Origin of the sequence: Pseudoalteromonas sp. DSM 26666, from assembly GCF_900116475.1 — a bacterium.
Taxonomy (GTDB): domain Bacteria; phylum Pseudomonadota; class Gammaproteobacteria; order Enterobacterales; family Alteromonadaceae; genus Pseudoalteromonas; species Pseudoalteromonas tetraodonis.
The window spans coordinates 62,532-75,629 of sequence record NZ_FPAR01000009.1 but is presented as its reverse complement, the minus strand read 5'-3'; the positions used below and the strand labels follow the sequence as shown (position 1 = coordinate 75,629).

The following is a 13,098-nucleotide window of genomic DNA, read 5'->3' as shown; positions in this document are numbered from 1 at the left end:
TATCTAATATTTTATTTGGACAATAAAAAACCCGCCGAAGCGAGTTTTTTAAACACACTCTATAAATTATACAGCTTGCTGAATAATTACGTTGTCTGCCTTTTTAGTGTACTGAGGCATACGGTGGAAGTTCAAGTAACGGTAGGTATCTGCTGCCGTTGCATTGATCTTCGCTGCATATTCTTGGTACTCAGCGGGTGTAGGTAATTTACCTAAAATTGCCGCTACTGCTGCCAGCTCTGCTGATGCTAAGAATACGTTTGCCCCTGTACCTAAACGGTTAGGGAAGTTACGTGTAGAAGTAGACACGACCGTTGCTTTGTCCGCAACACGTGCTTGGTTACCCATACACAGTGAACACCCTGGCGTTTCAATACGTGCACCAACACGACCAAAAATACCGTAGTAACCTTCGTCTGTAAGTTGGTCTTTATCCATTTTCGTTGGTGGAGCAACCCAAAGCTGTGTTGGGATACGCCCTTTAAAGCCATCGAGTAATTTACCTGCAGCACGGAAGTGACCAATATTAGTCATACAAGAACCGATAAATACTTCATCGATTTTCTCGCCTGTCACATCAGAAAGTAGGCGTGCATCATCAGGATCATTTGGCGCACACAGTACTGGCTCTTTAATCTCAGCAAGGTCGATTTCAAGTACGTGTTTGTACTCTGCGTCTTTATCAGCTTCCATTAGCTCTGGGTTTGCTAACCAGTCTTGCATTGCAGTAACACGACGTTCAATCGTACGTACATCGCCGTAACCTTCAGAAATCATCCACTTAAGCATAACAATATTTGACTCAAGGTATTCGCTGATAGACTCTTTAGAAAGCTTAACAGTACAGCCAGCAGCTGAACGCTCTGCAGATGCATCGGATAGCTCAAACGCTTGCTCAACCGTTAAGTGCTCAACCCCTTCAATTTCTAGTATGCGACCAGAGAATTCGTTGATTTTACCTTTCTTCTCAACCGTTAATAGGCCTTCTTTGATACCGAAGTAAGGGATAGCATGTACAAGATCACGTAAAGTGATACCCGGTTGCATTTCACCTTTAAAACGAACCAAAATTGATTCAGGCATATCTAGTGGCATTACACCCGTTGCAGCTGCGAACGCTACCGCCCCCGAACCTGCTGGGAATGAAATACCTAATGGGAAACGTGTATGTGAATCACCACCCGTACCTACGGTATCTGGTAATAACATACGGTTTAACCATGAGTGAATTACACCATCACCAGGGCGAAGCGATACACCGCCACGATTCATAATAAAATCAGGAAGCGTATGGTGCGTGTTTACATCGATTGGCTTAGGGTAAGCGGATGTATGACAAAAAGACTGCATTGTTAAATCTGCAGAGAAACCTAAACAGGCTAAGTCTTTAAGCTCATCACGCGTCATAGGACCTGTTGTATCTTGCGAGCCAACCGTGGTCATTTTAGGTTCACAGTATTGGCCTGGGCGAATACCGGCAACGTTACATGCTTTACCAACCATTTTTTGCGCAAGCGTAAAGCCTTTGTCTGATACTTCAGTCACTGCTGGTACTTTAAATACGTCAGTTGCGCCTAAACCTAATGATGTACGTGCTTTGTCTGTAAGACCACGACCAATGATCAATGGAATACGACCACCAGCACGAACTTCGTCCAAAATTACCTCTGATTTAAGTTCAAATGTAGAGATCACATCATCAGTACCATGACGTTTCACAACACCTTCATAAGGGTAGATGTCGATTTGGTCACCCATGTTGAATTCATCAACATTTAATTCGATTGGTAACGCACCCGAGTCTTCCATTGTATTGAAAAAAATAGGCGCAATCTTGTTACCTAAACATACACCACCCACGCGCTTGTTTGGTACGAATGGGATATCATCCCCCATAAACCAAAGCACAGAGTTTGTTGCAGACTTACGCGAAGAGCCTGTACCAACAACGTCACCTACGTAAGCAAGTGGTAAGCCTTTAGTTTTTAATTCTTCAAGCTGAGTGATTGGACCTACTTCACCGTCTTTGTCAGGGTTAATACCATCACGCTCATTTTTAAGCATGGCTAATGCATGAAGCGGAATATCAGGACGTGACCATGCATCTGGTGCTGGTGATAAATCATCTGTGTTTGTCTCGCCAGTGACTTTAAATACCGTAACAGAGATTTTTTCAGCAACGGCTGGCTTATTGATAAACCATTCTGCCGCAGCCCAAGACTCTATAATTTGCTTGGCGTATGCATTACCTGCTTTTGCTTTTTCTTCTACATCGTAGAACGCATCAAACATTAATAATGTGTTCGAAAGGCCTTTTACTACAATTGGCGCTAACGCTTCGTCATCAAGTAGTTCAACCATTGGCGCAATATTGTAGCCACCGAGCATAGTACCTAGTAACTCAGCTGCTTTTTCTTTAGAAATCAACGGAGAAACAGCTTCACCTTTAGCAACAGCCGCTAAAAATCCTGCTTTAATGTAGGCTGCATCATCAACACCTGGTGGTACGCGGTTGATCAGTAGTTCTAGGATGAACTCTTCTTCACCTGCCGGTGGCGTTTTAATTAGCTCAATAAGATCAGCCGTCTGCTGAGCATCTAATGGCGCTGGTACGATACCTAACGCGGCACGTTCTTCTACGTGTTTACGATATTCTTGTAGCACAGTATTGCCCTCTTGGTGACGTTAAAGTATTCGGTGGTGTTTACTAAACACACCATAACCCAATACTTATAGTATTCTATCTGCCGATTATAAAGCTTTTGTGCATAGATTAAAATCCATCCAGTTATGCAACTAGTTATACCGATTATTAATAATATGAATAGTGAACAAAGTAAAACCAACTCCCATGAATACCTATTAAGCAGCCATAAAAAAACCCAGCCTAAGCTGGGTTTTTACTCAATAATGAGACTATTAACGTAATACTTTTACACGTTTAATAGATTTTACGTGTGCTTCAACGCGGCGGTTTTCAGCATGCGCTTTTGCCGTATTCGCTTCATTTTTAAGGCGTTCTTCACCTAAACCTGCCGTTGTAATGCGATCTTCTGCAATACCATCAGCAATTAGCTTTTTAGCTACTGCATCAGCACGTTTTTTAGATAACCATTTATTGTAAGACGCTTTACCTACTGCAGACGTATGACCTTCAAGAAGCACTGTTGTATCTGGGTACTCTTTTAAGAAAGTCGCTACTTCGTCAATATCATTTAAGTACTGCTGCGAAACTGAAGAATCATTGTTAGGAAATGTTACTAACAAGCTTACTGTTACTTCAGTATCTTCATAAAGTGTACAACCATCGCTACCAACAGCATCTGTCATAGGTGTATTGGCACATTTATCATCTACATCAGGGATGCTGTCTTTATCTGTATCAGCAAGTGCTACCGGCACAGGAACAATTTCTGGCTCTGGCTGTGGTGCAGGCTCAACCGGTGCTACTGGCGCCGATTTTTGACCAAAGAAGTAGTTTATACCTAATTTAGCGCCAACATCTGTGTAGCCTTTGTCTAAACCTTGGTAAACACTGGTTTCAGCATTAACAAAGAAGTTGTCTGTAACAAAGTGTCGGTAACCTACACCTGCGTTTACAAACGTGTTGTCATCAACAACATCAATATCTTTCAGACCAAATAAACCGTAGAAAGGACCGCCACCAAAGTGGTAAAGTGCATCGATACCGTAACGTTCGCCGTCAATATCGTTGCGGTTGTTCAATACTTTGTCGTGAGCATTAAAGTCTAGGTCTGCGTACTCTAAACGCGCACTCCAGTAATCATTAAAGCGGTAGCCTAATTCAGCACCCCAGCCTGTTGACTCATTAACGTCAAGGCCAGCTTGCTCACGCATGTTTTTCCACGAAGCATCGTAATAATCGCCGAATGCACCGATGTAAAAGCCTTCTTGCTCGGCTGCGAAAGTAGATGCGCTAGTTGCAGCTAACGCAATAGCCATTGTAAGTGATTTTAATTTCATTGTTTTCTTCCCATTTTAACAACTAAAAATGTAGCTAAGCATTGCTAGCTCTTCTAACTTACCTATACAGTAACTGAGTCTTTGTTAATCAATACTTAACGCAAATATATTTTTTTCAATATCTAGGATAATAAAACTAGCTCATAAAAAATGTCGATGAACACAGGCTAGCTCAAAAAGCAAACAATCGCTTTAAACCCCACACGATCACTGGCTTTTATGGAGTTATGGTATCACCCGTTCATAGTTTGCTCTATGAATGAACGTCGCTGGGGTAAAAAATGACCTTTTATATTCATTTTAAAATGCAATAAACCATACTTAAGTACCGCAAAAAGTACGATAATTCTTATCATCTTCGGGCGACGTTTGAAACTCTGTGGCCTGCACATGGTTTGTGTAAGGGCTCGCCATCACTTGGCTAAAACGACTGAGTAGCTCACTATCCCCATGCGTAGTGTACTGCGTAATAATATCTTCAATAATATGATTACGCGGAATCACACTTGGGTTTGCCTGTCGCATCATATTATAACTGTGCTCATTAGTTCGTGTTTGCCATTGCTGCGCCCATGATACGAGTGCTGATGGTATTTGCGCTTGTCCATTTAACGACTCAGTGAGTGCATTAAAAGTATTGGTATAATCAAGCTGGTGTTGTTTTAATAGCCCTAGTAACTCCCCCACCAGCTCATTATCTTTATCATCAGCTATTGTTAGCCCTAACTTTTGTGCCCACATAGCGCTAAATTGTTGGTTAAATTGCGTTGAAAAGCCCTCAATTAAAGGCGTCATCATTGCCACCGCTTGCTCGTCATCGTCACTGATCAGCGCTATTAGACTCTCTGCTAAGCGGGCACAGTTCCAACTTGCCATGTTTGGCTGATTACCAAACGCATAACGCCCTTGTTTATCAATAGAGCTAAACACGGTATCAAAATCAAACTGGTTCATCATGGCACATGGGCCGTAATCTATGGTTTCACCACTAATTAAGGTGTTATCGGTGTTCATAACTCCATGAATAAACCCCACCCTCATCCAACTTACGACTAATTTGACTTGGTTGGCGATCACTGCAGCTAAAAAATCTAAATAACGCTGAGCGCCAGTGCTGTTAATCTCGGGATAGTGTCTTTGAATGGCTAAGTCGGCTAAGTTTTTTAGGCTAGTAACGTCACCTTGAGTGGCTAAATATTGAAACGAGCCCACCCGAATATGACTGCTGGCGAGTCGGGTTACAATAGCACCTGGTTGAGGTGGGTTGCGATAAACGGTTTCGCCACTGCCAACCACGGCTAAACAACGCGTTGTTGGAATGCCAAGCGCGTGCATAGCTTCGCTCATTACGTACTCACGAATAGCTGGACCTAATGCACAGCGGCCATCGCCTCCGCGCGAAAATGGCGTAGCACCAGCGCCTTTTAATTGCAGATCCCAAAGCTGATTTTTATCATCGCTAATCGCACCGAGCAAATGTGCCCTACCATCCCCTAGTCGCGGTGAAAAGTGACCAAACTGATGACCAGAATATCCCAGTGCCACCGCAGAAATCGCTTGGGGTTCATTACCGCTAAATATATTTGCTCGAGAATCGGCACTCACCTGTATATTAAATTGCTTAGCTAGGGGCTCATTCCATAACAATAACTGTGGCGCTGTCACCTTGGCTGGATGATCGCTAATTGCAAACCCCTCACCAATGTCGGTATACCTTGGCACTAATTTCATGTTTAATCCTATTGTTTTTGGCTGATACCTACGCGATTGTCGCCTACACCATAAGCGACAATTAAGCTTAGCTCTTGCATGCTTAAGCCGCTTTGCTGCTGCAGTTCATTAAAGAATGCCTGCGCCGCACTTAGTGACTTTTTAGTTTGTAATCCGCCATCTATAATTTTATGGGCACGCAAATAGCTTTCTACGTCTCTTGAAAGTAAAAAAGTATCTTTTCCTAAGGCGCGCAGCGCATAAGGGCCGGTATTACCACCAAGCCTTGCACCATGCTTTTTTAAATACGCCCACAAGCCAATAATATCTTCACTTGGCCAGTTAGCAATAAACTCACTAAAGCTGCCGTATTGCTCTGCAACTTCGTGGATCATATACGCATTTTCAGTAATAGTTTTTACTTTTTTATAGTTGCGTACAATCCGCTCATCACTGGCTTTTTGCTCAAGCATATCCGGTGGCATCATCAATAGTTTTTCAACATTGAAATCCCAGAAAACCTCTCTAAATCCGGCCCACTTACTGTTGATCACCGACCAATAAAAACCACTTTGAAAAACTTTCCGAGTAAATTCTTCTAGCCAATCATCATCATTTAATGTGAGGAGTTGTTTGTTAGATAAAGGTTTTGCGAGTAACAACTTAAGCATTTTTTCAGAGCCCTTTCGCTCTACCGCTCGCTTATAAATATCACTAAATTTTTCCATCTGCTTAATACCTTACTTCGACAATAGTACTAGTGTACGAGAAAAGCAGCTAATACGTAATAACTGTCAATCAGGATGAATCTATCTATATTTAGTCACTTGACACCTAGACGGCTAAAGTGGTTTAATCGCCACACTTACCCTATTACATTGTATTTGCTGATTGATTTTTCAATAGCAAGTGCAAAGGGCTGGAAGAGGTGCGTTATTCAGGTAGCGTATGTTAGGAGCGCAAACTCCATTGAGCATACGTGAGGGGAATTAACGCCGAGAGGTAACACTTTTTTGTGAAAGGTTGCTTCGGGCGACTAGGTTGAATCCTAGCGACTGTCACCAATAACATATTTGGTGGAGAGCTTCTGGTCTTAGTATAATAAGGCCGTGCGCCCTGTTATATAAGCCCATTCGCTCTTCGAATTATAAATACATTCAAAGAGTCAGGCACCCTAAATACCCGCCAATAACTCGACGAATGCCCTATAAGTTCGTGAGAGATGATCAACAACTTCAATATTAACAATTTCCATTTATGGACTGCGCTGATCACCCCATTTGATCAAAATGGCCTAGTTGATTACGCAACCTTAGACACCTTGCTGGCCGAACAAGAAGCCGCTAACAATGGCATTTTACTGCTAGGTAGCACTGGCGAAGGGTTAGCCCTGACCCTAAAAGAGCAGCAAGCCATCGTAGAGCATGTTTGCCAATTACAGCCGAGCGTCCCGCTTATGGTCGCAGTCGGTGGTAGTAACTTAAAGCAGCAGCTTGAATGGGTTAACTACTGCAACCAACTGCCTATTCATGGTTTTTTACTTGGCTCGCCTTTGTACGCCAAACCCGGTGCAGTGGGGCAAACCCATTGGTTTGAAAGCCTGCTCAATGCCAGTTCTCATCCTTGTATGCTTTATAACGTACCAGGACGTAGTGCGGTTAGCATTCCCATTGCAACCATTGAAAACCTCAAACAACATAAAAATTTATGGGCACTCAAAGAAGCCAGTGGCTGTATTTCTCAATTTGAAGCCTATCGACAAGCAGCGCCTGATTTAGCTATTTTTAGTGGTGACGATGCCCTCATGCCTTATTTTGCCCAAGCGGGCGCTAAAGGGTTGGTCTCAGTTGCGGCTAATGCATGGCCAGTACAAACCCATGAATTTGTAAAGCGCAGTTTAAGCGGCCAACACCCTAATCTTTTTGTCCAGTGGTCTAGTGCTATCAATAGCTTATTCTCAGTAGCCAACCCTATCCCAGTCAAAGTGTTAATGCATTTACAAGGGCGTATTGGCAGTCCGTATTTACGCCCACCTTTAACACACCTTGAGCTGACACACACAGATGACATTTCATCGGCAAACAACACCATTTTATCTTGGCATTAAATACAGGTTTTTATAATGAACTGGTTAGAACTATTAAATAATTTAGAAACGGGCGCGGTTCGCGCAGCAACACAAGGCGAAAACGGCCAATGGCACGCTAACGTAGAAGTAAAGCAAGGCATTTTAGAAGCCTTTAAAAACGGCACTAACATGGAGTTTCCTGGTGGCTTTGTAGATAAACATAATCTAGCGCCGCAATGCTTTGAAGCCACAGCAGGCGTTCGCATGGTGCCAGGTGGTTCAAGTGTGCGCCGTGGTGCACATGTTGCCAAAGGCACTATTATTATGCCACCTGCGTACGTAAATATTGGCGCCTTTATTGACGAGGGGACTATGGTAGATAGCCACGCATTGGTTGGCTCATGTGCGCAAGTGGGTAAAAATGTTCATTTGAGCGCCGCGGTACAATTAGGCGGGGTACTTGAGCCCATTGGCGCAAGCCCTGTGGTCATAGAAGACGATGCATTCATTGGTGCAGGCTGTGTGATTGTTGAAGGCGTGGTAGTTAAAAAAGGCGCGGTACTTGCCCCAGGTGTTCGCTTATCTGCAACCATCCCTGTTTATGACTGCGTAAATGAGCGCCAGCTTGATAAAGGCGAAGCAATCCCTGAATACGCGATTGTGATCCCGGGCTCTCGCCCTGCGTCAAACGATTGGGCGCATGAGCAAGGCTTAAGCATGTCGTGTGCGTTAATTGTTAAATACCGTGACGAGCAAAGTGACGCGTCATTATTGCTTGAAGAGGTTTTACGTTAATGACCTTTTTGAGCACGCCCGTTAAAAGCGCTATTGATAAGCTATCAACTGAGCTTGATACGCCCTTTTTTGTTTATGATCTTGATTCACTAAACACACATTTAACGCGTTTAGTAGCACAAACCGAGGTAAAACTCTGGTATGCAGTTAAAGCGAACCCGTTATCTAGCGTGATCCAACGCTTAAATAACGCTGGTTTTAACTTTGATGTCGCCAGTAAAGGCGAGCTTGAGCAAGTCCTTGCTCAAGGAATTAACAGTGAACGCGTGCTCAACACGGGGCCTGCAAAAAGCCCTAAACAAATTAAGCACTTTATTGCGCGTGGCGTGCGTACCTTTGTGGCCGAAAGTCTCAATCAGGTACGTTGGCTCAACGAACAAGCGATTGCTCAGCAGTGCCAGTTGCAGGTTTTGCTGCGTGTTCAATTACGCTGGCCCGAGGGTGATAAAAACCCGCTAGGGGGCGATAGTCTTACTCCATTTGGCTTAGGGTGCGACGAGTGGCAGGCGCTAAATACCAGTGACTACTGTGCACTTAATTTTGACGGTCTGCATATTTTTCAGTGGGGCAACATGCTTAGCAGCGACAAACTCGCTGAGCTGTGGACACAAATGATTACGCCGTTAAGGCAACTTGCTGAGGATTTAAATATTAACCTCAAGGTGCTGGATTTAGGTGGTGGTTTAGGTATTCCCTATACGCTTGATACGCCCACTCTAAGTTGGGATGCACTCATAGAGGCGCTTGCAAAAATTAAATGCGATGCGGGGGTTACTGAGCTATGGATGGAACTAGGTCGCTACGCTGTAGGCGAATGCGGCCACTACGCCACACCTGTTGTTGAGCGCAAACTAAATTACGGCCAACAACAGGTGATTATGAGCGGCGGCATTAATCATTTATTGCGCCCTGCGGTCACCAGTCAAGATTTCCCTGCGCGTTTATTACGAGATTCAAATGCAGAAAATCAAGCAATGAGCCTATACGGCCCCTTATGTACTGCACTTGATTGCTTAGGAGAGCACCAATTACCCAGTGATTTAAATGAGCAAGACTGGCTAGTATTTAGTCAATGCGGTGCCTATGGTTTTACCGAAAGTATGCCGTACTTTTTATGTCATGAACTGGCCGGTGAATATGTTATACACAATGGCGTATTGAGTTGCGTGCGACAAGCAGAAGATGCAAGCCACTACTTGAGGTAAAAAAGATGAATAACACCACAGCTATTAGCCAAGAAAACATCGTGGTTGGCGAAGTCGCAAACGGACTACCACTGACTATTCCTGTGTATCGTTTAAAAGGCGATGGCACCGGCCCAAGTGTGTATGTACAAGCAAATATGCATGGCGCAGAAGTGCAAGGCAACGCGGTAATTTACCAATTACTTGAGCAACTAAAAACACTTAATTTAAAAGGTGATATTACCTTAGTTCCTTACGCTAACCCCATTGGCTGTAATCAAAAATCGGGGGAATTTACTCTTGGCCGATTCGATCCCATTACGGGGACTAATTGGAATCGCATGTATCACTGCAATAATAAACTTGCGACCCAGTTTGCACAGCAGTTCAGCGATGCCGATGATAAGATTCTGAAAACAGCCTTTAAAGCCGCGTTAATTAATGACGTTGAGCAACAACTCAACGGCCCTGATTATCGTTTAACAACGGGGAAACGGATTGCGCTAAACTTACAAAAATTGGCGCATCAAGCAGATATAGTTTTAGATTTACACACCGGCCCTATTTCTAGTCAGCACTTATATTGCCCTGAGTATGCGACCGATAGCGCGCGTTACTTTAATATTCCCCATGTGCTGGTTATTCCTAATGCCTTTGATGGCGCAATGGATGAAGCAAGCTTTTGTCCATGGTGGCAGCTTAGTGAGCAACTTGCTCAGCAAGGGCGTGAATTTAACGTGCAAGTTGAAGCCTTTACGGTAGAGCTTGGCAGCCAAGAAAAAATCGATTTAAGCGCGGCACTAGACGATGCCAATAGTATTTTAAGTTATTTAAATCATAAGCAAGTATTTGTTGATGCCCCCTACAAGCCAAAATTGATGACAAGATATGGCTGCCAACTAAATGATTATATTGCTTATTACGCCCCCATGGGTGGCATGGTCGAATACCTAGCACCTCTTGGCGGGCATGTTAAAGCTGGAGAACCCATTGCTAAAATACTGCGAATGGAGCGCTATTTAAGCGAACAACCGCTGCAAACTCTAAGCTTTGATCTCGATGCAATTGCGATATTGCATTTTGCCTCAGCGAGTGTGAATCAAGGTACCGAGCTGTATAAATTTTTTACTAACGTCTTTGAGCTTTAGCTCACCCCTTCTCATTGCGTGAGAGTTAGCTAGTAAATAACTAGTTACACAGTAAAAGCGACTTAGGTCGCTTTTCTTTTTAAAGTATTAAAGTTCAGGACAAATTCACCATTTATGTGTTAAAAAGGCGCTATAATTAGCAAAATACTGACTTCCCTCACTTACAAAGGAATTATAATGAGTTGGCGCCATTGGATACTACTTTCTACATTACTTAGCACAACCGTTGTTGCTGAAGAAACAGCGAATAACGAGCAAAACAATGAACTTGAGCTGGTTAAACAATGTATTTTAAATGAAGTGATCGGTGGAGACGGTAAACAAACGCTCGATCAATTACGTAAAAAGTGTTCTGCCGTTGAAGAAAGCAAGCAGCTAACGGCTATCGACAAACGCCAAGCCCGTGAAGCGGTTGGTAAAAAAAATCGTAATGTAATTACCCCGCATAAACGTAATTATATTTTACCTGTTTCTTATATGTCGAACCCAAACACTCGCCCGTTTGATGGATTTGCAGAGTTAACCGATAAAAAAGATGGCGACCCACTTGATAACCTAGAAGCTAAATATCAGCTATCAATTAAAGTGCCTTTGTATGATGAGTTTACTGACTCAGACCAGGCGATATTTTTTGGCTTTACTTTGCAGTCATACTGGCAAGTATATAACGACGATATTTCTTCCCCTTTTCGTGAAACCAACTACGAGCCAGAAGTATTTTGGATTAATTACTTAGACCCTGAAAACGTTTTATGGGGCGATGAAATGGCAATAGCCATTGGTATTTCGCACCAATCTAATGGTCGTAGTCAGCCAAACTCGCGTTCTTGGAATCGCATTTATGCCGATTTCATTTGGGAAAAAGACGGCTTTGTATTTAGCTTTAAACCTTGGTATCGCATTCCTGAAAACAAAAAGCCTGCGCCGTTAGATGCACGAGGTGACGATAACCCAGATATCTATAAATACATGGGTTACTTTGAATTTGGTGGCGCGTATCGCTTTAACGATCATGAATTTAGTTTTATGACTCGCAATAATTTAAATTCAGATAACCGCGGGGCAATTCAGCTTGATTGGTCATTCCCTCTATGGGGAAGAGTACGCGGCTATGCGCAGTACTTTAATGGTTATGGTGAAAGTTTAATAGACTATAACGCCGATATTGAACGCTTTGGTGTGGGTATATTACTGACAGATTTACTGTAAAAATGCTTATAAAAAAAAGCCAAGCAACTCGCTTGGCTTTTTCGTTTATTCTTATTATTTTTTAACCACAAACTGCCCTTCAAACTGAGCAACCACCTCGTCACCATCAAAAATGGTTACCGGCACTAGGTAACTTGCTTTACCCGCATCTTGTAACTCATTTAAGTTCCCTTTACAGGTTTGAATATTCACACAGCCCTTAGGGTCAGTATTCAGTGGCTTTAAATACTTAATGTTGGCATCTGCTAACACGATATTCCCTTCAAGCCCGGCTTCTTTTAATGCTAAATACGTTGCACCCCAACCCGTTAATGTAGCTAGGCTATAAATAGAGCCTGCAAACATAGTGTTGTGTAAATTTAAGTTAGCATTTAAATCTGCACGAGTAGTAAATTGCCAATCTGTGTAACTTTCAACTTTTATTCCCATTGCATCACTAATGGGGATTGATTCACGCCATGTGTTTTGCAGTACTTGAGTCCAATTTGGGTGGCGAAACCAACCTGGTTCACTCGGTTTGAGCTTAACCATTTTATAATGCTGTACATCACCATAAGCCAAATGTGCTTTTTCTTTATTTTCATAGCCATGGCGCTGATAAAATTCCAGTGCACGTTCGCGAGCAAACAACACTAATTCATCAGCATCTTGATTCCACGCTATTTTTTCGAGTTCATGTAACAAGCGGCTACCAATATGTTGATTACGATTACCCTCTGCAACCGCCATATAACGTACTTGAGCTTGTTGCTGATTATTAAAGTGCAAACGAGCCACACCCAATACTTCACCCGCTTTATTTTTAATGAAGCGATGCTCAGCCTCTTGCTCTAAATCGTCTTGCTCAGAGCCCCGAGGTTCGCCCCATGGGGCACGTAAAACCTGCCAGCGTAATTGGTAATAGGCTTGCCAGTCTTCACTACTTTGTGGGGTGCTCACTTGAAACATACATACTCCATAAATTAAAAATGTAAAATATTACGCTGTGCATTTTGTGAAA

At 43.0% G+C, this 13,098-nt stretch carries 10 protein-coding genes and 1 riboswitch; of the genes, 5 read left to right on the top strand and 5 right to left on the bottom strand.

Annotated elements, in window-relative coordinates; genetic code table 11:
- Positions 1–66: 66 nt before the first annotated feature.
- From acnB to BM380_RS15110, 4 genes are all read right to left on the bottom strand, one after another.
- Positions 67–2,664, bottom strand: a complete 2,598-nt coding sequence (gene acnB / locus BM380_RS15125) for a bifunctional aconitate hydratase 2/2-methylisocitrate dehydratase (RefSeq protein WP_028835937.1) — start codon at positions 2,662–2,664, stop codon at positions 67–69.
- 255 nt (positions 2,665–2,919) lie between these two features.
- A complete protein-coding gene (locus BM380_RS15120; RefSeq protein ID WP_013463815.1) occupies positions 2,920–3,984 on the bottom strand; it encodes an OmpA family protein in 1,065 nt (354 codons plus the stop codon).
- 321 nt (positions 3,985–4,305) lie between these two features.
- Entirely contained in the window at positions 4,306–5,715 is a 1,410-nt protein-coding gene (locus tag BM380_RS15115; protein ID WP_090495051.1) for a protein adenylyltransferase SelO, read from the bottom strand.
- A gap of 8 nt (positions 5,716–5,723) precedes the next feature.
- Positions 5,724–6,422 carry a DNA-3-methyladenine glycosylase I gene (locus BM380_RS15110; protein WP_058154018.1) on the bottom strand — a complete coding sequence of 233 codons (699 nt, stop codon included), beginning with the start codon at positions 6,420–6,422 and terminating at the stop codon, positions 5,724–5,726.
- A 187-nt stretch (positions 6,423–6,609) separates the two neighbouring features.
- A riboswitch (Lysine riboswitch) is annotated at positions 6,610–6,789 on the top strand.
- 127 nt (positions 6,790–6,916) lie between these two features.
- On the opposite strand from BM380_RS15110, the gene dapA reads away from it, so the two are divergent.
- The 5 genes from dapA (at position 6,917) to BM380_RS15085 (ending at position 12,098) form a co-directional block, all read left to right on the top strand.
- The gene (dapA, locus tag BM380_RS15105; protein ID WP_090495049.1) at positions 6,917–7,801 is read left to right on the top strand and encodes a 4-hydroxy-tetrahydrodipicolinate synthase; all 885 of its coding nucleotides are present in this window, start codon (positions 6,917–6,919) and stop codon (positions 7,799–7,801) included.
- 15 nt (positions 7,802–7,816) lie between these two features.
- Positions 7,817–8,557, top strand: a complete 741-nt coding sequence (locus tag BM380_RS15100) for a 2,3,4,5-tetrahydropyridine-2,6-dicarboxylate N-succinyltransferase (RefSeq protein ID WP_090495048.1) — start codon at positions 7,817–7,819, stop codon at positions 8,555–8,557.
- Positions 8,557–9,762: a PLP-dependent decarboxylase gene (locus BM380_RS15095; RefSeq protein WP_090495047.1), complete on the top strand. Its 1,206-nt coding sequence runs from the start codon at positions 8,557–8,559 to the stop codon at positions 9,760–9,762. Before BM380_RS15100 ends, BM380_RS15095 begins: the two co-directional genes overlap by 1 nt.
- A 5-nt stretch (positions 9,763–9,767) precedes the next feature.
- Complete coding sequence (locus tag BM380_RS15090) at positions 9,768–10,889, top strand: succinylglutamate desuccinylase/aspartoacylase family protein (RefSeq protein WP_090495045.1); 1,122 nt, start codon at positions 9,768–9,770, stop codon at positions 10,887–10,889.
- Positions 10,890–11,066: 177 nt separating this feature from the next.
- Positions 11,067–12,098 carry a phospholipase A gene (locus BM380_RS15085; RefSeq protein ID WP_090495044.1) on the top strand — a complete coding sequence of 344 codons (1,032 nt, stop codon included), beginning with the start codon at positions 11,067–11,069 and terminating at the stop codon, positions 12,096–12,098.
- A gap of 54 nt (positions 12,099–12,152) precedes the next feature.
- Here BM380_RS15085 and BM380_RS15080 read toward each other — a convergent pair whose 3' ends face one another.
- Positions 12,153–13,046, bottom strand: coding sequence for a bifunctional GNAT family N-acetyltransferase/hotdog fold thioesterase (locus BM380_RS15080; protein WP_028835930.1), 894 nt, complete (start codon positions 13,044–13,046; stop codon positions 12,153–12,155).
- Positions 13,047–13,098: the final 52 nt, after the last annotated feature.